The 24,833-nt window shown below is 40.9% G+C and carries 23 protein-coding genes; 3 read left to right on the forward strand and 20 right to left on the reverse strand.

The window, feature by feature from the left end; translation table 11 throughout:
* Nucleotides 1-134: 134 nt before the first annotated feature.
* From ACQKMP_RS00410 to ACQKMP_RS00440, 7 genes are all read right to left on the reverse strand, one after another.
* Nucleotides 135-2,642, reverse strand: coding sequence for a hypothetical protein (locus ACQKMP_RS00410; RefSeq protein WP_427468615.1), 2,508 nt, complete (start codon nucleotides 2,640-2,642; stop codon nucleotides 135-137).
* 37 nt (nucleotides 2,643-2,679) lie between these two features.
* Nucleotides 2,680-4,020, reverse strand: a complete 1,341-nt coding sequence (locus tag ACQKMP_RS00415) for an ABC transporter substrate-binding protein (protein WP_427468616.1) — start codon at nucleotides 4,018-4,020, stop codon at nucleotides 2,680-2,682.
* Between the two features lie 38 nt (nucleotides 4,021-4,058).
* Nucleotides 4,059-5,219 carry an efflux RND transporter periplasmic adaptor subunit gene (locus ACQKMP_RS00420; RefSeq protein WP_339248075.1) on the reverse strand — a complete coding sequence of 387 codons (1,161 nt, stop codon included), beginning with the start codon at nucleotides 5,217-5,219 and terminating at the stop codon, nucleotides 4,059-4,061.
* A 20-nt stretch (nucleotides 5,220-5,239) separates the two neighbouring features.
* A complete protein-coding gene (locus tag ACQKMP_RS00425) occupies nucleotides 5,240-6,073 on the reverse strand; it encodes a carbohydrate ABC transporter permease (RefSeq protein ID WP_179086678.1) in 834 nt (277 codons plus the stop codon).
* Between the two features lie 58 nt (nucleotides 6,074-6,131).
* Nucleotides 6,132-6,998 (reverse strand): carbohydrate ABC transporter permease, encoded by an 867-nt coding sequence (locus ACQKMP_RS00430; RefSeq protein ID WP_042193877.1) that lies wholly within the window; start codon nucleotides 6,996-6,998, stop codon nucleotides 6,132-6,134.
* Nucleotides 6,999-7,144: 146 nt separating this feature from the next.
* A complete protein-coding gene (locus tag ACQKMP_RS00435) occupies nucleotides 7,145-8,623 on the reverse strand; it encodes a DUF4179 domain-containing protein (RefSeq protein WP_427468617.1) in 1,479 nt (492 codons plus the stop codon).
* A gap of 20 nt (nucleotides 8,624-8,643) precedes the next feature.
* A complete protein-coding gene (locus ACQKMP_RS00440; protein WP_339248069.1) occupies nucleotides 8,644-9,138 on the reverse strand; it encodes an RNA polymerase sigma factor in 495 nt (164 codons plus the stop codon).
* Between the two features lie 184 nt (nucleotides 9,139-9,322).
* Between ACQKMP_RS00440 and ACQKMP_RS00445 the strand changes: the two genes are divergently transcribed.
* The gene (locus ACQKMP_RS00445; RefSeq protein WP_042188080.1) at nucleotides 9,323-10,078 is read left to right on the forward strand and encodes a DeoR/GlpR family DNA-binding transcription regulator; all 756 of its coding nucleotides are present in this window, start codon (nucleotides 9,323-9,325) and stop codon (nucleotides 10,076-10,078) included.
* 50 nt (nucleotides 10,079-10,128) lie between these two features.
* On the opposite strand, the gene ACQKMP_RS00450 is transcribed toward ACQKMP_RS00445, so the two are convergent.
* The 5 genes from ACQKMP_RS00450 to ACQKMP_RS00470 form a co-directional block, all read right to left on the reverse strand.
* Complete coding sequence (locus ACQKMP_RS00450) at nucleotides 10,129-10,935, reverse strand: alpha/beta fold hydrolase (protein WP_076285757.1); 807 nt, start codon at nucleotides 10,933-10,935, stop codon at nucleotides 10,129-10,131.
* Between the two features lie 13 nt (nucleotides 10,936-10,948).
* Nucleotides 10,949-12,022, reverse strand: coding sequence for a Gfo/Idh/MocA family protein (locus ACQKMP_RS00455; protein WP_081393175.1), 1,074 nt, complete (start codon nucleotides 12,020-12,022; stop codon nucleotides 10,949-10,951).
* Nucleotides 12,023-12,039: 17 nt separating this feature from the next.
* Complete coding sequence (locus tag ACQKMP_RS00460; RefSeq protein WP_427468618.1) at nucleotides 12,040-12,855, reverse strand: sugar phosphate isomerase/epimerase family protein; 816 nt, start codon at nucleotides 12,853-12,855, stop codon at nucleotides 12,040-12,042.
* A 145-nt stretch (nucleotides 12,856-13,000) separates the two neighbouring features.
* Nucleotides 13,001-15,385 (reverse strand): polyprenyl synthetase family protein, encoded by a 2,385-nt coding sequence (locus ACQKMP_RS00465; RefSeq protein ID WP_427468619.1) that lies wholly within the window; start codon nucleotides 15,383-15,385, stop codon nucleotides 13,001-13,003.
* A 191-nt stretch (nucleotides 15,386-15,576) separates the two neighbouring features.
* Nucleotides 15,577-16,656, reverse strand: coding sequence for a saccharopine dehydrogenase family protein (locus ACQKMP_RS00470; protein WP_042188066.1), 1,080 nt, complete (start codon nucleotides 16,654-16,656; stop codon nucleotides 15,577-15,579).
* A gap of 128 nt (nucleotides 16,657-16,784) precedes the next feature.
* On the opposite strand from ACQKMP_RS00470, the gene ACQKMP_RS00475 reads away from it, so the two are divergent.
* The gene (locus ACQKMP_RS00475; protein WP_042188064.1) at nucleotides 16,785-17,870 is read left to right on the forward strand and encodes a helix-turn-helix transcriptional regulator; all 1,086 of its coding nucleotides are present in this window, start codon (nucleotides 16,785-16,787) and stop codon (nucleotides 17,868-17,870) included.
* Here the strand turns inward: ACQKMP_RS00475 and ACQKMP_RS00480 are convergent.
* From ACQKMP_RS00480 to ACQKMP_RS00490, 3 genes are all read right to left on the reverse strand, one after another.
* Nucleotides 17,861-18,295, reverse strand: coding sequence for a hypothetical protein (locus ACQKMP_RS00480; RefSeq protein ID WP_231573448.1), 435 nt, complete (start codon nucleotides 18,293-18,295; stop codon nucleotides 17,861-17,863). The two genes, ACQKMP_RS00475 and ACQKMP_RS00480, sit on opposite strands and share 10 nt — an antisense overlap.
* A gap of 66 nt (nucleotides 18,296-18,361) precedes the next feature.
* Nucleotides 18,362-18,514 carry a hypothetical protein gene (locus ACQKMP_RS00485; RefSeq protein WP_197071290.1) on the reverse strand — a complete coding sequence of 51 codons (153 nt, stop codon included), beginning with the start codon at nucleotides 18,512-18,514 and terminating at the stop codon, nucleotides 18,362-18,364.
* A 196-nt stretch (nucleotides 18,515-18,710) separates the two neighbouring features.
* Nucleotides 18,711-20,246 (reverse strand): MDR family MFS transporter, encoded by a 1,536-nt coding sequence (locus ACQKMP_RS00490; RefSeq protein WP_076285763.1) that lies wholly within the window; start codon nucleotides 20,244-20,246, stop codon nucleotides 18,711-18,713.
* 275 nt (nucleotides 20,247-20,521) lie between these two features.
* Between ACQKMP_RS00490 and ACQKMP_RS00495 the strand changes: the two genes are divergently transcribed.
* Nucleotides 20,522-20,956, forward strand: a complete 435-nt coding sequence (locus ACQKMP_RS00495) for a MarR family winged helix-turn-helix transcriptional regulator (protein WP_197071317.1) — start codon at nucleotides 20,522-20,524, stop codon at nucleotides 20,954-20,956.
* Nucleotides 20,957-21,042: 86 nt separating this feature from the next.
* On the opposite strand, the gene ACQKMP_RS00500 is transcribed toward ACQKMP_RS00495, so the two are convergent.
* The 5 genes from ACQKMP_RS00500 to ACQKMP_RS00520 all read right to left on the reverse strand — a co-directional run bounded on the left by ACQKMP_RS00500 (nucleotide 21,043) and on the right by ACQKMP_RS00520 (nucleotide 24,645).
* Entirely contained in the window at nucleotides 21,043-21,579 is a 537-nt protein-coding gene (locus ACQKMP_RS00500; RefSeq protein WP_156113110.1) for a hypothetical protein, read from the reverse strand.
* A 151-nt stretch (nucleotides 21,580-21,730) separates the two neighbouring features.
* The gene (locus tag ACQKMP_RS00505) at nucleotides 21,731-22,072 is read right to left on the reverse strand and encodes a DUF1801 domain-containing protein (RefSeq protein ID WP_076285765.1); all 342 of its coding nucleotides are present in this window, start codon (nucleotides 22,070-22,072) and stop codon (nucleotides 21,731-21,733) included.
* Between the two features lie 50 nt (nucleotides 22,073-22,122).
* On the reverse strand, nucleotides 22,123-23,385 hold the full coding sequence (locus tag ACQKMP_RS00510; protein WP_042188053.1) for an RNA polymerase sigma factor: 1,263 nt from the start codon (nucleotides 23,383-23,385) through the stop codon (nucleotides 22,123-22,125).
* Nucleotides 23,382-23,816: a YciI family protein gene (locus ACQKMP_RS00515; protein WP_042188051.1), complete on the reverse strand. Its 435-nt coding sequence runs from the start codon at nucleotides 23,814-23,816 to the stop codon at nucleotides 23,382-23,384. The genes ACQKMP_RS00510 and ACQKMP_RS00515 overlap by 4 nt, the downstream gene beginning before the upstream one ends.
* Before the next feature lie 19 nt (nucleotides 23,817-23,835).
* Nucleotides 23,836-24,645 carry an alpha/beta fold hydrolase gene (locus tag ACQKMP_RS00520; protein ID WP_427468620.1) on the reverse strand — a complete coding sequence of 270 codons (810 nt, stop codon included), beginning with the start codon at nucleotides 24,643-24,645 and terminating at the stop codon, nucleotides 23,836-23,838.
* Nucleotides 24,646-24,833 lie beyond the last annotated feature (188 nt).

Below are 24,833 nucleotides of genomic sequence, written 5' to 3' on the forward strand. Positions count from 1 at the left end.
AGAACAGTCAATGTAAAGAACATACATTGAAGGAATTTCCATAAAAAGTTCATAAGTATAGGCGAGAAATAAAAAAAGTGCTGGCAATTATGCCAACACATTTGACTTGGTTCTTAACCCAGCTCACTACAATTTTAATTGCCAGTGTTTTTAGGTGTTCTCTGTTCTGATGAAACGTAATTTAACGGGTAAGACTGACTCCCTAGCAACATCCTATGACCCTGAAACTCATCATATAGATTTATACGAACGCTGCCTCCCCTTAATATTTTGTGGAAGTTACTATTAAATGAGGTTGAGTATGATTTATTCTTACCCATTGGCAAATCAGACCCCAGCTGCAAAGTCTTCTCCATGGATTGTCCGTAAGGGTCAATAATTTCTAAGACTAGCTTATGCTCATAGGCACCTGCTTCAAAAGCGTCTTTTTCGAATAAGCTATAATTCATAACAATATCTAATGTACCTTTCTCTTCAGTAATCGTACCCACTGCATTTGCAACCGAAAGGTTGTAAGGGAATAGATCGACACTTGTTAGATTATTCTGTGAGATTGCTGTCATTGGGGTAAGTGCTAATTTAACACTATTGATAAATCCAGTGGATGTTCCCCCTAAATCTGTAAGCTTACCGTCAGCAACCCCTTCCCCAATATAAAGCAGAAGCTCAGACGTATTCACCCCTTGCGGAAGTTTACTCCAGATTGTAACTAGGTTTTTACCATTTGGGCTTGTTGGAGTTGTCGATTGGCTAACCACCGCCTTGAAAAATTGGTTGTCAGGTGTTTTGTAATAAGCCACAAGCTGTGCCTGTTTCGACTGACGTGGTTCTTCGTTAATCATTTCCAGTTCCGTATAGATCAAGCTAGAACTGTTTTCATTATAAGTGGTTGTCCGACGCTCGCGAACTTTTGCTTTTCTGCCTAACGAGTTCACTTGGTAAGATTCACCTGCAGCAATCGTATTGATCACATTATTTAGCGAATTTGTATTCATAGAGAGAAACTTCGTGACTTCATCTCCAGAGGTATCTTGCAACTCTATCTTTAGCTGATTGAAACTATAAGTATATGGAACTCTCGCTATCACATAGATCTCTGTCGCTTCATTGGGAGCAAGCATCGATTGCGTATTTGTGGTCACGATCTGGGCTGTACTGCTAAGATCACTCATTCCTGCTTTAACTATAGCTTTTAAAGAAGGTAGCTGTACTGAGGTTAAGCCGGTGTTACGGATGCTGATAGTAGTTACGATTTGATCACCATCATCCCAAGGCAAACGCTGATAGGATCCAAGTTTCACCATGAATTTCCCGTAGCTATTCTCGACCGAATACCCTTGTCCTATCAGATTATTGTTTTCTAGTGCATAAGGTATGTTATACAGCACAGTTGGGAAAATAACTTTGTCGTCAACAGCAGGTTCCGTCCACTCTAACTTTAATGTACCTTGATTAAGTATTAATGGCACATCCGCCCTGAGACTGACGATCTTCTCTTCAAGCGGTTTCAATGTTAAATTGGCAAGTGCTTTTGAGTCTACTGGAATACTAAGTCCTTCAGCTGCTTTAACCGTAAGCTCGTATGCAGGTAGAGTGATAGGTTTATTCCCAAGATTCTTAAGTCGGAATTGAAGATTCCATTTCGCGGAGTCATTCTCCGAATATACGGAAGCACTCTTCAATTGCGTTTCAACCGTATTATTCTTTACTGAAATCTTCTTAACAGCATAATTAGCCACAGCAAAGTCGACAGTTGTTAATGCAGGAAGCTTAAACGATTTAACAGGTAGCATTATTTTCAAAGTTTCATCTTCTTGCGCAAATTGCAATATCATATGTTCAGTCTTCATATAGGAAGGGACTTCTGTTAGATAGTAAACCGTCTTCTTCTCTTGGGACTGTACATTGATACTGCTTCTCGCATCCTCCTGCTTAAGTTCGAACACCGAGCCACCGGCTGATTTCAGGTAAGCAATATAAGTGGAGCCGCTTAGCAATTTTTTACCCAAATTCGTGAAACTAACGCCTACTCTCATATATACTTTTCCATTCCTTTTAAGCCTTTGTAGACTTTCCGCTTTGATGTTTACTAGCAGATTATCCATCGTGAGCTTCCTGCTCTGGCCTTGTGGAACGACAACTGAATAACTTGCCGGAATAGCGAATTCACCTAGCTTTTTCTGATAATCCTGACTACTGAAATCCCACTTCAATAGGGTCACTTTAGTGCCGTTCAATTTAGTAGACTGTCCAATATTCACATTATAAGTTACAATTTGGCTACTCTTTGGAGGGATGTTTTTTTTGGTAACATCTCTCGTGACAGGTTTGCCTTGTATGACAGCCCCCCCAGTTGTAGTAACCCTTGAGAAATAATCAACGTGAGCTACACTATTGCTACTACCATTGCTATAACTAAGTGTGTATATAAGTATATTGCCGCTCGGTTGCTCAATAATATCCATATCAATTAGCTTCACGTTGACATTGTTTTTTAAAGCGATCGTACCAAGTTTGTCCAGCGTGAATACCGCTGTAGCTGAAGCACTTGCCGATGCTGCATATGTGCTATTTGCAAAAGGTTGGCTTAATAGCATTGCGCTGAGCAGAACTACAGCATATGTCTTTAGTGATTTGTGCATGAGTCCCCCTCCTTATACAAAATCCTGTTTAATACATCTATTCATTTAGAACGATTGTTACTCGATTCTGGATCAGCTTTGCAACAGCTTCCGCAGATTTTTGTCCACTGAAGAATGATGAGGACTCCTCTCCAATAATAGAAAGCACTTTAGTATCCAGTTCCGCATATTGATCTATTGTATGAATGATTTCTTTAAACTTAGTAAATTCTTCATCAGAAACCTTAGCTACTTTTCCGGTTGGAAGCTTATATGCACCACTTTTCATCTTTTCCTGAATATCGTTTAAATTCTTATCGTTCACGGATTGGAGCAAAGAAAATCCTTCTCTATCTTGCAATGACTGTGCTTCTTCAGATAACAAGAAGGTCATAAACTTATAAGCTTCTTCTTTCACCGGAGTATTGGCTTGTATGGCGAGCGATGATGAAGGAATGATTCTCATACCACCAGTCTGACCTGCATGTGGCTTTTGAAGGTACACCGGATTTTCAAAGTAAGAATATGGACCATCGATAAAGTCTGTTGGTGACCATATAACGATGGAGTTAAAAAGCTGATTACCTATCTCCGCTGGCTCCGAAGTCATAACTTGTTCTTTATACATTTTCTTGACTTGTTCCAACAACTCCACAAAATCAGGCGAGTCGAACTTCGCTTGTTTCGCTTCACTATCAACAAACAAATTATAATTATCAATAGCCATTTCTTGGAGTGTCATTTCCGCTGGGTACTCCGTTAGGGCATAAAGTTTGTTTTTAGCGTCCTTCCCAGTCAGTTGTATAATTTCCTTCGATTGCTCCCCAAACTCTTTCCAAGTCCAATTCTTATCGTCAATCTTCACATTTGAGTTCTTAATCATATTTCCATCACCTATGAACGCTCTAAAAGCGAACCCGGTAGGAATGAAGTATAGACCGTCGCTCACCTTCATTGCGTCCAACACATTCATTTCTAAATCGCTCTTATTTACCGTTTTATCGTGTTCAAATATATCATTCATGTTCACAAGCAACTTTTTACTCACATAATCATTGATTGAAAAGGCGCTTACATCAAAAATATCTGCACCTTTTCCAGAGAGTAGGGCTGTATTTGTTGTTTTTTTATATTCTACATAACCATTCTCCCCCCACTCGTTTCCCTCTTCTTTATATGCCTTAATTTGTAGGTCGATATCCGGGTATTTCGCTTCAAACTTTTTCTCTAGCGCCTGATAGAATGCACTCGATTCTGCTAGAGATAGAGTTAAGATTGTCTTCCCCTCTTCAGTTGTCGTTTTCCCCTTACTTTCCACTTTCTCATTACCTCCGGAATTACATGCCGTTGTCATTATCAAAGCACCCATTAATAGTACAAAAATAGATCTTTTAATCATTTGATTTCCTCCTCCTATTTTCTCGTTTATTTGATTTCTTATTGCAGTCGAACTCGGTTCCCGTCTTCAAGAGGTTCATTACTTTCCAGAATAATTGAATCCTCCTCATAGAGAATATCCGATTGAATCATCGTTTCTTTCTCGTTCTTTTCACTAGAGTGAATACGGACTTTTTGAGCGACAAAAACATTGCCTAATGCCCCCCGCTGCTCGTCAACTTTATAGACAAACAAACCTTCGCGATCCTCATGAATAGCTTCATTGGAAAGGAGTAATCCTTCTTGGAGTGAATGTTTTTCGATTTTGATCCGAGCCTGTTCACCTCCTTTAAGTTCTGGATCAACGACTTTTATTCTCAGATTCTTTTGAGGAATGGTTTGAATCTTCCCGGACTCATTACTAGAGGGGCTATCAGTACGTGACTCTGAATTCGCAACTTCTTCAATGGAGCCGTTTAGGGTCCGGGCTTCTTGTCCATGATTCATATCAACCTCAACCTCTATCTTTTCTCCAGCAGAAATCCCTAAATTGGACAAATGCACGGAATCCATAATAATATCCAATCTGTAACCCCGACTACTGTTGGATACAATTACATCCGGTTCTCCCATTGGAGCTAACCCTTCGACGGCATTTAGTTTTGAAATCAGACCATCGAAAGGAGAAAATAGTTGTTTTTCAGTTGTTAGACGATTTTTTAGCCCACTAATCTTATTTTCCTGAGCTAAGATATCTAATTTACCTTTTTCGATATCACGTCTTGCATTTCTGATTTTGAATTCATCCTCCTCCAGCGCGGATTGGATGTACTGATCTTGCCTATTCTGTTGATCAATTTTCTGCTTTTCTAAATTCGTTATTTCATCTTTCAATTCTTGCTCAGCCGTTTTGCTCTCATAGATAATAAGTTTTTGTCCCTTTTTTACACGTTGTCCTTCTTTCACTAGAATTTGTTCGACCTTTAGTCCGGAAGTACTCGAAAGTTTAACTTCAGCAAGTGGCTGCAATATCCCACTACCTTCAATCGTAAATAAAAGATTTCCCTTTGTTGGTTTTTCGGTTCTAACTTTCGGCAAGGTCAAAGTTTGTATCGTGTTACTGAACAATGTAAAAAACAACAATAATCCCATAAAAACCATGAAGACGACTTGAATATTTCGTTTACGTCTACGATCAGCCGGCTCTATACCTAACTCCATATCCCGTCATTCTCCTCCAATCAACCTTTGATACCAGACAATTGAACGCCTTCAATAAAATACGATTCCGCATACAGAAACAGCATCACCATCGGAGCCATATAAAGTATGGATGCAGCAAAAGCAATGCCTCGCTCGCCTTCATTGATCCTCGATAAAAAGACTGACAATGGCTGTTTAAACGGATCATCAAGAAAAATAAGCGGCTGCTCCACCATATTCCAATAATCCACGAACAATAATATGACTAGTGCTGCCAGACCAGGTTTAATCATCGGAATTATAATCTTGTAGAAAATCAGAAAATGTCCAGCACCATCCATTTTGCTTGCTTCGATATACGCATACGGTATATCTAGCATGAACTGTCTGAGCATAAACACACCAAAAGCTGCAAAAATTCCAGGCAATATAATTGCATATGAACTATTTAATATTCCTAGCCTATCCGCCATAATATAGTTCGGTACTAGCGTCACTTGGAAAGGCATAAGCATCGTTAGGACATAAATAAGAAACAAAGGATCTCGTCCCCGGAATTTCAGCTTCGAGAATGCATAGGCAGCGAGTGCTGCTACTAATGTTTGTCCTGCAATGATGGGCACAACCATGAATACTGAGTTCCAGAACATCGTCAGATATTTAGGGTTGTCTAGGAGAACCTTAGTATACTGGTCCAAGGACACTTGATCCGGCAGCAATTTTAAATTTACAAAAGGATCTTCTCTCCCTTCAATCACCTCATTCATCTGCCCGATAGGTCCATAATTGATCTCAATTTCTTTCTCTGTCATAAGCGAATTTGTGAATGTGATCACAATCGGGAATAATAACAAGACTGCAATAACAGCCATGACGAGTGTTAATGCCCCTTTTCGCAACACTTTGACAACTGGCACAACCTTTTCACCCCTATTCCATGAATTGTCTATGCCTCCGTTCAAATGCAAACAATCCCAACACAATCAATAAAATACAACCAAACATCAAGGTCGCCGCGGCAGTCAGCTTCTGAACATCGAGCGACATGAACATATTGTTCATATAATGCTGCAGCATGTATATGCTGTCGTGCGGATAATCACCAGCGATTAAATACGTTTCTCGAAACACTTTGAATGAATTAATAATCGACATGATGATCACAAAAAACATCGAAGAGGTTAGATAGACAAGCGTAATACTGCGAAACTGCCGTAATCGTCCAGCACCTTCAATTTGAGCCGTTTCATAATAATCCTTTGGAATTTGCTGCAATCCCGCCAAGAATAAAATCACGTTATAACCGATGTTCTTCCATAAATAAACAACAATGATTACATTTCTAGCTGCATCCGTCTTCATCCAATCCACACGATCGATACCGAAGTTGTTCAGCCAGGCGTTAAGCGAGCCATTCCAATCGAAGAGCATCTGCCAGATCAGAATGATGGAGGCGACAGGTACGACAAGCGGCAACACGTATCCAGTCCTCAGCCAATTCCGAAAATATGTATTTTTATTCAATAACATCGCTAATCCTAACGAGAGCACAAGCATTAGTGGAACACTTATCACGCTAAAATAAAATGTATTAGATGCTGCTTTACGGAAAGAATCGCTATCTAGCAGCTCTCGGTAATTATCAAACCCTACAAAATGGCCCTCTATCGTGCTGTCCATAAAAGAATAGAATACTCCCATAACAAACGGTATAAGGTAAAACATCGCGAATCCGATACCGCTTGGTGCCAGGAACATTATTGCCGCTGAGACATCCTTTCGGAGCCATTTCTTCATAATTGGGTTTATCATTCTTTCAGTAACCTCCTTCCTGTACTTAGAATAGGTAAAACTTTTTAAAAAGAAGTACGGTATATATTAAGTATTTCTTAAATTTCAAAGAATGAATTCTCTGAGAACACAAAAAAACCGTTGATGAAATATCAACGGTTAATCGAGTACAGCTCCACAGCCTGCGTATCCATAATTGGATTTATATATCTCTCTAACGTAATCGTTAATGGCTGAGGATAGTTCTTCGCATCCGTGCCAAAATTATATCCAAACTCGTTCACGGCTGAGCCATCCTTAGAAGTCGTATAGCTGCTGAAGCTACTTGTGGAAGGTGCTTTATTATATACCTTCCCTTTTGCGTCAGTAAAAGTCTCAGCAAGTCTAGTAGAGCCTTCTAAATATTGAGCATTCTCAATATTACGAATTAGGAGGATTTCTCCTTCCTCTACGTTATTCTCTTGCTTTGGCGTGACTAACTCAAGTCCAGTTCCGGGCGCTTCAATAAGCTGATATTTGTTAAGATCCACGACAATTTTCATTTGATCCTTTTCGACTGCCGAAATTCCGAATGCTTTCAACGTCACAGAATCCGGCTGCTGGCTGCCCTTACTATTCTTGAACACTAACGTGAACTTGGAGTTGTCCGAGTAGACTTCGGAATTGTCAGAATTGATGATATCGGGGTAATACAACTTCTCAACTGTGTCCCCTTTTTTACTAATCAGTACTGGATTAATTAATTGAAAAATCTGTTTATCATTATTCTGATTATATTCCAGATCCACATAGGTGCTAAGCGGAGTATACTGCACTTGATTCACTCTAATCTTTTGCCCGTCCACTGTCAGTGTTCCGTCTGTATCCAGCATTCGTTCCTGTGCTTTAAGCATGTCAGGATCAAGCTCGAAAGCAACATCTAGGCTAGTCCGATACTTATTACTACTGGATAGGAGAGCCTTATCTGAAGTTTCGGTAAGAATTATATTATAGTTTACTTTCTTTGGATATTTTACCAATGGTGAAAGTTTAGTGGAGTATATAAAATCCATAGACTGCCCAGGTTGAATTCGGCTCTCACTAGCGAGCATACTTAATGATGCGCCTTTGTGAAGAGGCGACTCCTGTATCCCTTCAAATTTAAGCTCAAAATCCGCGTGTATAACTACTTCGTCCGTATTGTTCTGAACACTGTATAAAACATAAACCTTCCGTCCATCTGTAACGGCACCTGTCACATCTATCCGGTAACCCTTGTTTTCCGCACTTTGACCGACCGGCACAACGAGATTCTGCTCAAGGGCACTGGCTAATGCAGGCTCTAACCTTGAGAACGAGCGATAAGCTTTGAAATTATCCGTGTTTTTAGTGCTTGCTGATTGTACTGAAGGTTGTGCCACTCCCTTATTCGGTAATCCGATTGTTGAGTATGTAAACAGTAACGCAACCGCTGCAGCTGCAGCTGCAACCACGCCCATACCTGTAGTATAGATGCGTCGTTTTTCTCGCTTCTTCCCTTCCACAATTCCCTTTTTCATAGCGTTGTAGATTTTCATCTCCTGTATTGTTTCGACATTCTGTTGCATATCATCGATGTTCTTACGTAGAATACGTTCTTCTTTTTCTGTCATTCCATTCACCTCCAATATCGCTATAGATAACTTCGAAGCTGTTTGAGTCCTTCGCGCAGCCAAGTCTTAATCGTACCTTCTGGCCTTTTTAGTACTTTGGCAATTTCAACAGTGGTCATGTCATGGTAGTATTTCAGCGTTACGACATGCCGGTATTTAGGTTTTATCCGATTCATCGCACGCTCCAGGTCAATTCGGTCATTACTCTTCATTTCCTGTGCCGCTTCCTCCACCAGCTTCTCCGCTACAATCACACGCTTTTTGCGCCGTAGCTCATCCATGCAACAATTGATCGTTATTCGGATCAGCCAAGGTGTTAAGGACTGTTCATCCTTTAATTTTTTACGTTTCATCCATGCCCTGCATGACGCTTCTTGGATCACCTCCAGCGTGTCTGCCTCTGTTCGTAAATAACTGTAGGCAATAGCGTACATTTTTCGATGCTCCACATACAATCGACTAAAAAAAGCTTCTTCATCCATTTGCGCAAAATCTACCATTCTGACTTCATCCATTGTGTTTTCCACCTTCCACCACCCCCTCTATCTTCTATCAGGAAGATGCATCCACCTCATATATCTATAAGTAAGACGGAGTTGAACGTAAAAACGATTGATTTTTTTCAAATTCATTTCATATGTAGTAAAATAGTAACGTTAAGTACAACCTTTAGAGCATTTTGTGAAAAGAGGTGGATCAGTGCTAAAAGCTGACAGACAGGCGTATATCCTAAAAAAAGTAGAGACCGAAGGCCGCGTCGTTGTCCAAGAATTAACACAGGAATTAAATGTAACAGAAGATACCATACGAAAAGATTTACAAAGCTTGTCGAAGCTGGGACTTCTCAAACGAATTCATGGTGGTGCTCACAGCCTTATTAATGACATGAAAGATTTCAATTCACGTGTAGAATTTAATAGCCAGACCAAAGCTGACTTAGCTAAACGAGCTTGCACACTTATTGAGAATGCAAAGGTTATTTTTATTGATGGAGGGTCCACAAATTTAAAAGTAGCCGAGAACATCCCTGAGCATTTTGATGGAAGAATTATTACCAACTCCCCCTCTATTGCATTATCGCTGTGCCGATTGTCCAAAGCTAGTGTAACCTTGTTAGGTGGCGACCTCGATAAAAAGAACCAAGTGTTATTCGGAGCCGCAACGCTTAGAGCGATACAGCAAATCCATTTGGATCTAACAATCCTTGGCGTATCCACGCTGGATTCAAAGGTGGGCATAACTGTTCCCTCTTATGAGGAATCCATCATTAAGAATCAACTTTTTGAACAATCTTCCATGGTTATCGCCATAGCTACGAAAGAAAAGCTGGAGAAAATATCCACTTTTTTTGTAGCCAAGGTATCCGCGTTAGACTATTTAATCACTGAAGGTACAGTAGACAATAAAATTGTTGATACATATAACAAACTCGGCGTTAACGTAATTACAGTATAGATACTTTCTAAATTTGTACAAAAAAAGATGAACACCTTTGAAGCTTGTGCTCATCTTTCATTTAAAAAGCTCTCAATAGCCTCATAAGAATCTTGATTATGTTGCTTATTACTGATCGTTTTCGAAGTAATCTCAATAAATTTAGCGTTTGGGATATATTCTGAGAGTAATCTCCCGTAGGTGTATGGATGAATAGGGTCAAGTTGACTAGCAAGGATCAATGTGGGCAGCTTTAAGTTCTTCCAAGCCTCACGATCATGATTAGGACAATCCATTGGCAGCTTCACAAACTTCATCGAGGTTTCTTTTACATAAGGATATTTAAACTGCCCTAATAGGGATTCACCCGCATAAGTAGATAATGAATTTATGGATTTATAGACCTCTGAATTTTCGTATCTATTTTGGGCAGTCAGAGGATCTGTATCTTGCAGTACCTCATGAACTTTGGCGTAGGCTTCACGAATCAACGTCTCTTGCGGCTTATCCTTCCAGGCTGGACGTGACAAAATAAGCTTCTTAACGCTATCCGGGTACCTCAATGCCAAATGAAGCGACACCCCAGCACCTGTGGAAATCCCCCCAATATTGAATTGACTGATATGAAGGTATTCCGCTAAAGCCATCACATCTTCGGCGAATTGTTTAAAAGAAAAATCATCCGCATGGCCGAACGCCACAGTCTTTCCATGACCGCGAAAATCTAGTGAGATCCTTCGTATGTGATCTGTTTGCTTCATTAAACCGAAAGTTTGATTAACGTCACCGCCCAGACCATGAAGAAAAATAAAAGGCTCTCCATCCCCTCCATCATCTTCATAATAAAATCGAATGTGCTCGTAGGTAAAGTACGGCATATTCTCCCCTCCTTTACAAAGGACCAGAAACGTCACTTAGATAAATCGTATTTCCGGTCTTCACCGATTCTTCAACAGCGAGCATCGCTCTCATCGTAGCAATCCCATCTTCAATCGTTGCACCTACACCTGGCTTATTATGCAGAACTGAATCTGCCAACCCTTCAATCTGCAATCTATAAAAATGACCATCTGCTCCAAGCGGTCTATGGTAGCTGTTATCACTAACTTTGAAAATTTCTACATCGCTTGATTTTAATGTCCACGGGTTGTATGTCTTTCCTACTACTGATCCGAATTCACCATAAATTTGGAATCCTTCATGCCAATCCATCCGAACCGCAATGGTCAAATCCAATTGAGCTACAAAGCCGCTTTCAAACTCCGCAGTAATAAACCAACAATAGGCACCGAACTTTTGCGTATTCCATGCTTTCACACTTACAATATTTCCACCTAGATATCTTGCGGTATCGAACAAATGGCTTCCATGACCTAAAATATAATAGCGTTCCTTGTTCGCTTTTGGATCTCCAGCAGGTCTCTTTATATTTTTACCGGATATAATCACTGGCTGAACATTCTCGGTAACGGTATACCGATAGGTGGAATCACAATACCAAGCTTTTAGGCCAATAATCTCACCCATTTCATGATCTACAAACTCTTTAGCTGCTACTATACCGGGGTCAAATCTCTTCATATTCCCCACTTGCACTTTGAGATCGGTACGATCCACTAGCTCTTTTAATTCTTCCACTTCTTCGATGGATACACCTAGAGGCTTTTCTACCAAGACATGTTTACCTGCACGCACCGCTTGTTTAGCTGCCTCCACATGAAATTGATCGGCAATCCCAATAACTACAGCATCTACGCTAGGGTCCGCCAGCATTTGATCATAATCCATATATACCTTGTCAGGTTCATAGATAGCATTCATTCTTCGAAGTAAGTATTCGTCTACATCGCATATTGCGTAAAGGTGAGCATTACGTGAACGCCTTATAGAGTCAAAATGCGCCGCTTGTGAAATCTGACCGCAACCTAATACGCCGATGTTCAACAATTGGTTTTCCTTTTTCATATTCATGTCCTCCTATTCTAGTTAAAGAAATTCAAAGCAAGTGCTACATCGTCCTCAGCTAACCCATGCATAATAACAGGACCGTCATAAACCTTACTTAATTCATTTAGATATTCCTTTAAGGGCAAGTTTCCTTTTCCCACCGGTGCAAAAGTGATCTTCTCTTCGGATACAAAAGCATCTTTGCAATGCGCAATGGCAATGTGCTTCTTCAGCGCTGTTAGCGTTTTTGAAATCTTACCTAAGAGGTCCTTATGATCCTGTGGGGTTACTAGATTTGCTGCATCATACAAAACCTTAAGATAAGGTGAATCTAGATCTTGTAATAGTCTCAAAGCATCTTCTGCCGTACTCACCACATTGGCTTGTTCAGGTTCAAATATTAGCGTTATTTGGTTGTCTTCTGCAATTTTCAGCATCCACGCAAGACTTTCATGCAATAGTGACCATGCCCTCACTGTATGATTGTCAGGATGAGAACTCCAGAAATCTTCTTGGTTCAAACTACCCGTAGAAATCGAAACATACGGAACAGCTAATGCAGCTGCAGCCTCAACTACATTTTTAAAACGCTGCTGATTTTCAACTTTCTTCTCCTCATTTAGCTCTAGCGTATTAAACGTTCCTGAGATCACAGCAATGCTAACTCCACTGTTCATTACTGCTTCTCTGATTTGATGGATGGTCTCCTGACTAATCTCTTTAGGCAAGCTTTCCAGTCCTACATTAGCAAAATTGAATTGAACGCTACTCATGCCTTGCGCTTTGATTTTGTGTAAGGCGATCTCCAGTTCATAGTTCAAGTATACTTTCGAGAAAATTCCTAGCTTCACAAGTTACACCTCCTTTATCTATTTTCAACTTCATCATACACGTAATTTCGATTATAAACAATAAAATTCAATTATCAAAAAGAACTAATGATCTGCATAAAAATATAAAAAAGTGCTGGCAATAATGCCAACACTCTACAAACAATTATCGATTTCGATTAATCATGTAATTCAATAAATGCTTCAGAAAAGCAATATTACGAGGGATCTCCTTTAACGCTTCCATAGCGAGACAGTAGTGTTCCCACATCTCTTTTCTTGCGCCGTCAGCACCAAGGATAGATACAAACGTTGAATTGTTATTCTCCACATCCTGACCTATCGGCTTACCTAGTAAATGATGATCTCCTTCCAAATCGAGCAAATCATCTTTAATCTGAAAGGCAATCCCCGCATGATAGGCAAATTTTTTCAAAGCCAGAACTTCAGATTTCTTAACCTGAGCCAGAATCGCTGGCATCACTAGTGAAGCTTCAAATGCAATTCCGGTCTTATAAAAGCAAATCATATTTAATTGCTCTAGCGTCAATGCTTTTCCCTTAGAATTCAGATCCATTGCCTGACCCATACATGTATCTTCTGCTTTTTGGGCTGAATATTGCATCAAGGCTAGCACTGCTTTTGCATCAAAAGAATGAAGTGACGCCTGTTCCTCGATCGACTTCTGAATCAGAAATAGTCCGGTTAACTCCGCCGTTGAACTAGTATACATTTCGTGTAGAGTTGCACGACCTCTTCGGGTTGAGGCATTATCCTGGGATGGAAGATCATCAAAGATTAGAGAAGCGGTATGCATATATTCCAAAGATCTCAGAAGCGGCACAATTGCGGATGCATCTAGACCATATTCGTTAACACCCATGACCCAAGTCAATATAGGTCTTATCCGCTTGCCGTCGCCTGCTAGACTATAATTAGCCGCATCAATAAGCAACTCTTTCATTTCTGGCGTCCCGTCTGGCTTGGCTATCAGCAATTGTTTATTGATTTGATCGCGAACCTTTTGGATCGTATCTCGAAATTCCACTTTTTCCTTCTTGCTGTTTTTTAGATTCAAAAGCAACTGATCCCGAAGCAGTTTATCGAAAAAATCCACATCGTCCGCTTTCTGCACCATCTGCTGGACAAGCCGATTAAACGCTGGTTGACCAGAAGCAAAAATCTCCATGATCTCTTTATACTTCTCAATTCCTACACGTTCTTTACATCGCTTGAGTCCATTAATGGCGCGATCTAATATTACTTCACGGGTTTTAGGATCAGAGCGATACACAGTGTGTATTAAATGGGAAATGACCGTCCAGTATAATTCAAAAGGATTGATCAGATCTGTACGTTGACTACGGTATTTTAAATAATAAGTATAGGGGGTTACCGCTCCCGCTTTCATATCGTCAAACATATCCGCAAAATCATCAGCCAGCTGATTATATAACCCATAGAAAAAGGTATGTTGATCAAATCCATCATCTGCTGGAGCACTAATTACGGATCGGACAATTAAACGGGAAGAAGAGGATTTTAAAATGATGGGTATGAAAAGCTCTTCATTGCTGTATTCAGAGTTAGAAAGATCCTTCATACGATCCAATTCCTGAGAATGGAAAAATACAAAAGACTGCTCGAAAAATGCATCCTGCATTTCTTCCCGCTGATACCCTCTAATATACTCAAAAGCCTCCTTGAGCTCCGAGTGTACAAATCGAATGAACGGCATGTTCTCTCCGGACCATTCACCCAATTCCGGTACAACTCTATTAAGGATCGCAGTGCGTATCATATGAGAATACTGTTCTTTCTCTTGGTCGGTTAAGACACTGGAATCAAGGAGATCATCAATGAATGGATAAGTTAGGCCATATGAATAACCAAGTCTAATGGCTTCACCAATCCTCTTGGATCGCTCCACAGGTGGTACGTCATCGTCCATCTCTTCCATCACATGGAGAATCACCCCAATAATGATCTTGATTAATTTACGCTGTGCTTGCTCGGGATTCATTTCCTTCGGAAGATGTGCTGATACCCGCTTAAGTTTGTCTATCACCCAAATCGTGGCCGTTTCAACGCCTTCCTTCTGAGCCCAACGGTAAATCCCGGTGAAATTCATGAAATCTGACTGATCCTCCGAACTTGTGGAGCCTGGAAGAATCATCTGATTTCTAATATCGGCAACCATACGCTTAATCCGGAGCTGTGTATTCGGCGAATCCAAAGCTTGCCCCAGATCTCTCATGTAAAGATAGGAAACACTTCGATCCAAATAATCATCCAATTTACCGGTCTGATTCAGCCATCCTAGATATCTATGATAATCCTGAGAATCAGGTTTCCTCTTGCCTCTTGATAAAAAGGACAACCATGAACGGCGATGAATATGGTTCTTCTTCCACAATTGAAAATCTTCAATCAAGGTAGACACATAAGTTTTTTCTTTGAACTGTTCACGAAGAGATACAAAATACTGAGCTGCCTTCTGCTCAGCAATCGAATATCCTGTATCGGCGTAATCTGTAAATTTTTCATTCATAGGTGATGACCTCAACTTCTCTTTTTGTTAACATGACCCATTAGGGAAGAACAGAATTTCTTCCTGAATGAAATGTTCATCAGTTAATACGGTCAAAACTCTTTTGGGTTACGAAAAAGAAGCTTGACTAATCAAGCTTCTTTCAAAATAACTATACACAAATTATTCTATTTAGATTAATCTGCATTATGCTACTTTACTTGGATCTTTAGCGAGAGCGTCGATCCTAATTCCTTTTGTATATATGCTAAATCTGTTATCTGCTCGATATGATAAACGCCGCCTGGAAATGAAGAATCATAGAGGAGCTTTGATACTGCTGCTGTCACTTTTGCAGTGATGATGGATTGATTCTTTCCTTGCAATATTAAATCAGCATGCATTGGCTTCCCCTCTCGATTTCTTCCACGAGCCTCAACCTTGATAGCGAACTGGTCGCTCCCAATATGCAGCCGCTCCATAGCACTAACCATCCACCTGTTCACCCAGCTTGTCTTTAACAAACGAACGGCTCCTGTTTTTTTGGCTATAGCCAGCATTTTAGTAACGAAAACTGAGTCCAGACAAAATCGTGTGGAGATGGACGATGCTTTGAGCGTTCGGGCAAGCGTCTGTTGATCTGAGAATGGGAAACGATAGGCATGGCGATTCCCTAAATCGTCACCAAAGTGATATGACTTTCTATCGGTGAAGCTCTCTACCTCTACCTGACGATTCTTCTGCTTAAATTCAAACTTTTCTCCTAAACTATTCACTGTCCATTCGATCGCCGCCTTACCATGAGAATCACCAAGTCCGAGCATAATCGCGATTTCGATGTCCTCCGTCTGTTCTATCAATCTTTCCGCTTCAAGAGCCATTAGATTGGTTATGCCGGGTGCAAGCCCTACACTAAGAACGGCACTAGATCCATGTCGTGCAGCCTCTTCGTATAACGCCTCAATTTGAGATAAAAACGGACCACTCGCTGATACATCCACATAATACGTACCGCTACGAAAGCAGGCTTTTACAAAATCCGTATTCGTTTGATCCAAACACATAATGATTAGCTTCACTTGATCTAGTAAATGTGGAGGTATCGGCTTATTAATATCTAACTGTAACGGCTTGATCCTGCCGTGGGTATATTGACTGAACCGCTCTGCTTTTTCAAGACTTCTCCCTGCAGCAAATACTTTCCCTGGATACTTCTTCTCTAATATTTCGCATATGGTACGCCCTACATGTCCATAACCACCAACGACAACAATATCTTCTTTTCCCTGCATTTTTATCACCGCATCCTATATAATAGAGTTGATTAAGAATCATTCTCAATTATACGGATTTCGCTTCCGTTCACTATCCCACAAATGTGGGAGTTGATATAATCCATTAAGGACTAGAGGGCTACTCAATGAATACCAATAAACAATTCATTCTAATAAAGAAACAAATCGTTAAACTAGGTATGGTTACTGATTCATCTCACAACTACCGTACTTCCTTGCTGACTCTTTTACGTGAAGCAGTTCCCTTTGATGCTGCCTGCTGTACTCATGTTGATCCACAGACATTGCTTTCGACAGGTGCGGTTACTGAAGACAATGTAGAATCCATTCATCCCCACTTGTTCCAGATCGAATACGGTCAGGATGATGTTAACACCTATGAGCAAATGGTTCATAACAAACTCCTCGTCGCTACAATTTATGAGGCGACCAAGCAGAAACCCGAGCGGTGTACACGCTATCGAAAGGTATTGTCTCCTGCAGGTTTTGGGGATGAACTACGTGCAGTCCTTATTCTTGGCGAATCTTGTTGGGGATATTTGACGCTGTACAGGAATACAGATCAATCGAAATTCTCACAAGAGGAATGTGATTGGATCACCTCGCTCATCCCTCTGATTGCAGCTAGAATGCGGGCTTTCAGTCTTGAGCTTCCAGAGAAAGATGAGACTTGGCTTGAAGATCATTACGGTTCCGGCATTGCAGTTTTATCTGATGACTTGGCTCTTCTCTCTTCCAATCCCACAGCGGATCGCTGGTTAGGCAAACTCCGCTCATTGGAAATGATTGAGGCTCATGTTCTACCTCGTCCAATCCGTGCTGTAAGCACGCAAGCGTTAAACAGCCCTTCCGAATCTATGGGGATAGCGAAGGCATGCATTCGTATGACTGAGGGGCCCTATTTAGTCGTTCGGGCAAGTCTTCTTAAGGCTTCCAACGGTCAGAACCAAATTGCCATTTCATTCGAACCCGCGCGTCCTGCTGACATGCTCCCCATCATTGCTGAAGCTTATGGTTTGACGGAACGTGAGCAACAGCTATTACACGGTGTAATTCGAGGATTATCCACTAAAGAATTGGCTTCTGCACTGCATATTTCTGCATACACCGTCCAGGATCATTTAAAGTCCATTTTTAGCAAAGCAAATGTCAGCAGCCGTAGAGAACTTATTTGGTATTTGCATTCACGCTACAATATTGCTCAAGCTTGAGTAATCCGAGATAAAGGATATACAAGTTGTATGTCCTTCTCTGTAATTAGTCCTTCATATAACGAATGATTATGGTCTGCACCTACAATACACAAGATTCTTTTCTCTGAGTGGCCTTTTATGGCGTTTTTGATTCGTTGAATCATTATAAGATGTCTACACAACCATCTGAACTGATGTGCTTGCGGATTGATTCGTTCTAACCATTCATACTTCTGTCTTGTAATAGTGTCATATTCTAATGAATTAAAGGGGATTGCACTTGAATCCACTGTTGAAAGCTGTCTTTGAAACCATTGCTCTAACTCATATTCCAATTCTTTTCTCTGATCTTCTTTATAGCTATTAAAAGGATCAAAATCTGTCCAAACATCCAATTCAACCCAATCAATAGGGACAAATTCATAATTCTCTTCTTTACACAAAGGAAAAATGAGATCCCAATATTCACTTGCAGGTTCTCCCCAATATCCACGGTAATTACTGTCCTTCTAATAATGTTCCCAACTACTAGGAAGGACTTCTCCACAAATAATATCTGGATTAAACTCTAAAATTAAATCCTTTATGAACTCTAAAGAAAAATGATATTTTTGCCTAAGTTCATCATCGTGAACCACTCCCAAAATACCTACAATTGACACGAAAAATCCTCCTACCTTCAATTAATTCTAATATCATCTAATTTTACAATCGTCAAATTTGATAATATTACAATAGGAATATAATGTAAATCATTGTTTTAAAAAAATAGACTGAGCACCTATGAATAGAGGGCTCAATCTGTTTAAATGTAACATTTCACTAGTGCATTCGTTAATATTGCAAAGCAGCCATCCTTTAATGCGAAGCCGTATACTCTCCCAATTCAGAAGCCGGATCAAACTTTTCCTTACTCATCACAAATGCAGCCAGTAGAGCTATAACAGACGGAATAATTGCCCATGCAAAAGTGTGAACAAGCGATGAGGATAATCCCTCTGTAATCTTATCAAGAACTTCCGTAGGGATTTTCTCACGAGTATCCGGAGTCAAAATAGTACTTGGATCGCTTAAATTTACCCCTATAGGTGTTGCACCACTGCTACTGAACATGGATGCTAATTTATTCGAAAACACATGACTTTGGATAATACCGAATACTGTTATGCCGAGTGTCATTCCCAGCTCCCTTGTAAAACTAAGTGTCGAACTTGCGGACCCACGCTGCCTTGCTGTAAATCCATGAATGGCTGCGTTACTTAGAACAGAGAATGAAGAACCTATTCCAAGACCTACTAGAAACATAAATATGGTGACCATGAACCGTGAAGAATCTGGTGTTAATGTGGTTAGCAAGGCGATACCTAAAACAAGCAGTATTAACGTCGATATCATGATGGCGCGATAATTGAACTTCGAGAGCAGGAATCCGCCCCCCGCTGCAGTGATAACGGAGCCGAGCATCATAGGAAGTAGAACAAGACCCGAATTCGTTGCTGAGCCGCCAAGCACCCCTTGAATGTAGATTGGAATGTACACCGAGGCTGTAATAAATGCTGCTCCACTAAATATAGCCATAACATTACTCGTAGAATAAAGACGATTCTTGAACATGCCGAAAGTAATGATGGGTTCTTCTGCACGACGTTCGATAAAAATAAATCCCACGATAAACACTACAAAAGCTAAGAACAATCCTAAAATCATAGCAGAGTCCCAAGCATATTTTTTACCACCCAGCTCAATCGCAAACATGAGACATAGGATGGAAGCTACAAGTGTAAACGCACCTAGGTAATCGATCTTTTCCTTGGAATGCTCAACAGACTCTTTGTAGAAGAAAGCAATCAAAAAGAAGGCAATAACACCTATAGGTAAGTTGATGTAAAAGACCCAAGACCAATGAATGTAATCCGCTATGTAAGCGCCAATAAGGGGTCCGAAAATACTTGATATACCATAAGCTGCTCCGAATAATCCACCGATCTTCCCCCGTTTTTCCGGAGCAACCACATCGAACATGATGGTGAACGCAATTGGAACCAGTGCCCCTCCACCAATACCCTGAATCGCACGATAAATACTCAGCTGAACTATAGAGTTTGCGGTACCACATAAAGCAGATCCGATCATAAATACAATAATTCCGAAAATAAAGAAACGCTTGCGGCCATACATATCCGATAATTTTCCGAAAATCGGCATTCCTGCCATCTCAGCTATCATATAAGCAGAAGTCACCCACATCAGTTTGTCAAAACCGCCAAGTTCCCCTACGATTGTTCCCATTGCAGTTGCTAATATAGTGTTATCCATGGATGCCATAAGTGTGGCCAGTAATAGAGCCGCTATAATAATCCCTACATTATTTTTCTTCTCCAAGTTCTTTACCATTCTCTTTTGTTCCCTCCACTTTTCCTTAATTTCGAATTTAATCTTATCGTTATAAGATCGCACACCAACCTCTCTCTAAACTTCTTGATGCATTACCTTTTGCAAAACTTTAATAATTCCGATAAAATGAATTCAATTAATCGCACGTTTATCGAGTATCTTAATTGTCTAATATCTCGATTATCAAGATATCAATATTTTAAAAGGAGGGCTCTCTTTTGTCAAGAGATCGACACAATCAAGTGAAAAATCAGCAGGAAGACTTCACCTTGCGTATGCGGGGCCTAGGAAGTCGAACGATACTATATCAGCAAAATGTGGCAGCATCACTTGGGTTATATAATAATGATTATCTATCCATAGATATCCTCCATGAAAGAGGTCCCATCACCGCTGGTGAACTGTCCAAGCTAACCGGACTGGCTACAGGCAGTGTTACGGCATTAATTGATCGACTTGAAAATAACGGTTTTGTTCGCAGACAAAATGACCCCAGTGACCGTCGTAAGGTAATTATTGTCCCTTTGTATGAAAATAATGAGGTCGGGAATGCCTACCTTCCCCTGCATGCCGAGATGCTTAAATTAGCTTCCACCTACTCGGATGAAGAGCTTGAACTTATTACACAATTTGTTGGCAAAGCAAGTGCGATTCTGGAAGAGCAAATTCATCGTCTAAGCTCCGCAACAAACAATAATTCTTCCTCTTAAGCCTTAATTATTCATCAAAAAAAGGACGATACCCATTGTCTAATTACAATGGGTATTGTCCTTTTTTTTCTCACATTATTCGAATGTTACTTCGTATCTATGGAAATAGATAGCTTTCCATTGGATTCAATTAAAGAAATTTTGGCATTATCCGTCTGCCATACCCTACGAAAGTTTGTACCTTCGCCTTCTTTTCCTATATCTGCTGTGTTACCTTCACTCTTAGTCGTAAGCTCTCCAAGCTGTTGCGTTATCTCTTGCGTTAATTTTTCCTTGGTAGCTTCTTCAAAATGAATCGTCTCTCCAATCACTTTTCCAGTGTGATCATAGGAGACCTGAAGATTTGCTTCGTGATTCACAATCTTCTCGTTATATTCGCGGGATAAAAGAGTAGAATTCGTACCTTCATTACGATTAGGTGCGCCTTTGCCGAGAGCTTGGACAACTTGAGCATCCTCTTTTCCAATCAAAGTGGCAAGTTCCTCAAGGCTAAATCTTTCCTCAGCTCCACTTGGCACAACCGTTGGAGGTGGTAGCTGGGATTTATCTGCTACTGGTCTTGAGCATGCACTAAGTGCAAGGACCGTAAGCAGTAGCAAACAAGTTTGTTTTAATATCTTCATGGGTTTCATTCCCTTCATTGCTAGCTCTTGATGTATTTTTCACAATTTATTGAATGATTATGTATTGCTGGAGCCAAATTCGTCCAAAAAAGACGATATCCCATGAAGTCAAATGACTTTGAGATACCGTCCTACATCATGAATCTTGCAATTAAAGGGAAGCTGAGGATTGGCTAACCCAAGCCACTAATTGAGCCGTATCCACTGTATCCCCTTTTCGTAGTTTCAGTGTTTTTCTCTCCGGAGGGCCCTCGAATATCCCTTCTGGAAACTCAAGCTCATTCGTATTAAAAATAACAAAGCTTACCGCATCTTTTGAAGTTGAAATAGCTGCTGCGTATTTACCATTTTTCAAAAAATGAGGCTTCTTATACTGAATTCGTTCCTGTACATCTGGGATTGCTTGGTGAACAACCTCACGAAGATTAGTAGATAACTCCACCTGCCATGGTTCTTTTAATGCTTCAATAAAATCGATGACTTCTTGATTCATTTTTTATCTCTCCTTTATGTACGTACCGGTTTAAAATAATATTGAATTAACTACGATGTTCCTAAGTTACACGCTGCCGCCCGATTCAGCAAAAGAATCCTTTCACGTTCATTCCCAGTCAAGGATGCGGCACGTTCAAACTCTGTACGAGCCTCATCATATCGACCCAGCTTCAGTAGAAGATCACCACGAACGCTGGGCAGCAGATGATATTCCCTTATAGATGGTTCAGTATTTAGCTCATCCACAATTTGCAGTCCAAAGGTTGGGCCGAACGCCATGGATATGGCGACCGCTCGGTTTAATTCGACAATCGGCGAAGGCATGACTCTCGAGAGCGCTTCGTACAGTGCAGAAATACGGATCCAGTCTGTCTCTGCTGCAGTAGTCGCCTGTGCATGACAAGCAGAAATTGCAGCCTGAAGCGAGTAAGGTCCGGGCGGAAGTCCAAGCTTTCGGCTACGCTCTAATGCAGTCAGGCCACGGCGGATCAGTAATTGATCCCACTGTGCCCGGTTTTGATCCATAAGTAGAATAGGCTCCCCTTTGCTATTAACCCTCGTCCTAAAACGCGAGGATTGAATCTCCATAAGGGCGACCAGTCCATGAACCTCAGGTTCATAAGGGGCAATCTCAGCTAGTACCCGTCCTAACCTCAGCGCCTCCTGGCATAACAGCGGACGGATCCAATCCACTCCAGAAGTTGCAGAATATCCTTCATTAAACATTAGGTAAAGGACTTCAAGCACCGTAGACAAACGGTCTTTAAGCTCTTCTTGAACGGGTACCTCAAAAGGAACCTTGTTAGCACTTAGGGTTCTCTTCGCCCGAACAATTCGCTGAGCAATCGTTGATTCGGCGACTAGAAAAGAACGTGCGATTTCATCTGTCGTCAATCCACATAACAGTCGAAGGGTCAGGGCTACTCTGGCATCTTGTGACAACAGAGGATGACAGGTCATAAAGATCAGACGAAGGAGATCGTCACTGATCTCCTCATCTAACGCATCATCTATATCTACCTCAGTGTATAAATCCATGCTATGTGCAACCTCTACGTATTTCTGATCTCGAAGCTTGGTCCTGCGAATAAGATCAATCGCACGCCGTTTCGCGGTGGTCATCAGCCAAGCACCTGGATGATCTGGAATCCCCGTCTCTGGCCATCGATTAAGGGCAATTACTAATGCGTCCTGAGCAAGATCTTCTGCGAGACCTACGTCCCGTACCATGCGCGTTAAACCCGCAATGATTTTTGCCGATTCCATTCGCCATATTGTATCAATCGTTCGATGCGTATGGGAGAAACTCACGTTTGCTTCTGCTCCTCAACCTGTTTACGAAGTGCTGCTTCTTTCGCCAATGTTTCGGGATCGTCCATTAATTCCTCCGGCTCGAATACCTGCCTTAACTCAATCTCTCCTTGGCCAAATCCATGAGGGTCCGGCATACGTAAAGCCCATTCAATGGCTTCTTCTCTTGATTTGACCTCAATCAGCGTATATCCAGCGATCATTTCTTTAGCTTCTGTAAACGGACCATCCATAACTTTCGGTTTGCCGCCAGCTTCCGGATATGAAATTCGAATACCACTGGAACTCGGTTGCAATCCATCGCCTGCCAGCAACACACCTGCTTTCACCAATTCCTCATTATACTTCTGCATAGCATCAATCAGTTCTTGACTAGGCATAATTCCCGCCTCTGAATCTGTGGTAGCTTTAACAATCATCATAAATCTCATAGGTGTATCCCTCCTATTTTTAATTTCCCATAAAGAATACAGTAAGCTCAGTTGAAATGATCCTTGTATTGAGTTTCTTCGTATGACCGAGCCCCTTTTTACTTAACAGTTTCGCATTAGGTAGTACTTTAGCAATTGCCTGAGCACCATGCCGTAAGCCAACAGGACTCTCCGTACCTTCGAGGACCAGCGTTGGAATGGTAACTGCGCTCCACAATGTGGCAGGAAGCGGCTTTCCGTCCATATACCCATCCAATAAAACAGCATCATAGGGAAGAGTGTGCGCTACAGCCATTAGGTTAGACCATACACTTGGCATTAAGTGCATCAATTTAACAATAAACGCAGGTGCTCCCATACCTTTAGTCATAAAATACTTAATCGCCTCAGATCGGCGATTTGTAGCAATAAGCTCAGTAACATTCATTACGAAATCTAGAGGCGGCTTGAGATCCGAAGCATCAACCACAAATGGAGGCTCATGCAGAGCTAATTTTGTAATATTTGCTCCATCCGCTGCTGCCTGTAGAGCAAGAACTGCTCCAGAAGACAATCCCCAGACATATGCCGCTCCTCCGGCCGCATTAATTATAGCCTGCAGATCTTCGATCTCACGAGCTATTGCGTATGGCTGAGTGTCTCCACTATCGCCACGACCTCGTCGATCGTAATTGAAGACTGTGAAATTCTCAGACAACAGATTAGCTAACTGTACCTGACTTGGGAATTTTCGGTAACTAAATGCACCTGTCACTAATATAAGTGCTGGCCCTTGACCCATTTTGTCATAGGCAATCTTAGTTCCGTCCATTGAAGTTACTAAATGCATTTCATCTCTCCTTCGCTTTAACGTCTGATATCCGGACTTCTATTTAAACGACGAACGGAAGATGATGAAATCGACACATTTTTAAAAATTTATTTCTTATGAGATAAATACTATATCCTACCATTTATTTCTTGTTCATCAAGTCAATATCCTTCTCTGAAGTTTTAAATTTTTACTATCCACAATAT

Origin of the sequence: Paenibacillus sp. NPDC101420 (assembly GCF_050277435.1) — a bacterium.
In the GTDB taxonomy this organism is placed as follows: Bacteria; Bacillota; Bacilli; order Paenibacillales; family Paenibacillaceae; genus Paenibacillus_AQ.

Excerpts from the sequence above, each read along its gene's own strand:
- ACQKMP_RS00410 (WP_427468615.1), bottom strand. The coding sequence starts at position 2,642 with ATGCACAAATCACTAAAGACATATGCTGTAGTTCTGCTCAGCGCAATG.
- ACQKMP_RS00415 (WP_427468616.1), bottom strand. The coding sequence starts at position 4,020 with ATGATTAAAAGATCTATTTTTGTACTATTAATGGGTGCTTTGATAATG.
- ACQKMP_RS00420 (WP_339248075.1), bottom strand. The coding sequence starts at position 5,219 with ATGGAGTTAGGTATAGAGCCGGCTGATCGTAGACGTAAACGAAATATT.
- ACQKMP_RS00425 (WP_179086678.1), bottom strand. The coding sequence starts at position 6,073 with ATGGCTGTTATTGCAGTCTTGTTATTATTCCCGATTGTGATCACATTC.
- ACQKMP_RS00430 (WP_042193877.1), bottom strand. The coding sequence starts at position 6,998 with ATGAAGAAATGGCTCCGAAAGGATGTCTCAGCGGCAATAATGTTCCTG.
- ACQKMP_RS00435 (WP_427468617.1), bottom strand. The coding sequence starts at position 8,623 with ATGACAGAAAAAGAAGAACGTATTCTACGTAAGAACATCGATGATATG.
- ACQKMP_RS00440 (WP_339248069.1), bottom strand. The coding sequence starts at position 9,138 with ATGGATGAAGTCAGAATGGTAGATTTTGCGCAAATGGATGAAGAAGCT.
- ACQKMP_RS00450 (WP_076285757.1), bottom strand. The coding sequence starts at position 10,935 with ATGCCGTACTTTACCTACGAGCACATTCGATTTTATTATGAAGATGAT.
- ACQKMP_RS00455 (WP_081393175.1), bottom strand. The coding sequence starts at position 12,022 with ATGAAAAAGGAAAACCAATTGTTGAACATCGGCGTATTAGGTTGCGGT.
- ACQKMP_RS00465 (WP_427468619.1), bottom strand. The coding sequence starts at position 15,385 with ATGAATGAAAAATTTACAGATTACGCCGATACAGGATATTCGATTGCT.
- ACQKMP_RS00470 (WP_042188066.1), bottom strand. The coding sequence starts at position 16,656 with ATGCAGGGAAAAGAAGATATTGTTGTCGTTGGTGGTTATGGACATGTA.
- ACQKMP_RS00475 (WP_042188064.1), top strand. The coding sequence starts at position 16,785 with ATGAATACCAATAAACAATTCATTCTAATAAAGAAACAAATCGTTAAA.
- ACQKMP_RS00490 (WP_076285763.1), bottom strand. The coding sequence starts at position 20,246 with ATGGTAAAGAACTTGGAGAAGAAAAATAATGTAGGGATTATTATAGCG.
- ACQKMP_RS00495 (WP_197071317.1), top strand. The coding sequence starts at position 20,522 with ATGCGGGGCCTAGGAAGTCGAACGATACTATATCAGCAAAATGTGGCA.
- ACQKMP_RS00500 (WP_156113110.1), bottom strand. The coding sequence starts at position 21,579 with ATGAAGATATTAAAACAAACTTGTTTGCTACTGCTTACGGTCCTTGCA.
- ACQKMP_RS00505 (WP_076285765.1), bottom strand. The coding sequence starts at position 22,072 with ATGAATCAAGAAGTCATCGATTTTATTGAAGCATTAAAAGAACCATGG.
- ACQKMP_RS00515 (WP_042188051.1), bottom strand. The coding sequence starts at position 23,816 with ATGAGATTTATGATGATTGTTAAAGCTACCACAGATTCAGAGGCGGGA.
- ACQKMP_RS00520 (WP_427468620.1), bottom strand. The coding sequence starts at position 24,645 with ATGCATTTAGTAACTTCAATGGACGGAACTAAGATTGCCTATGACAAA.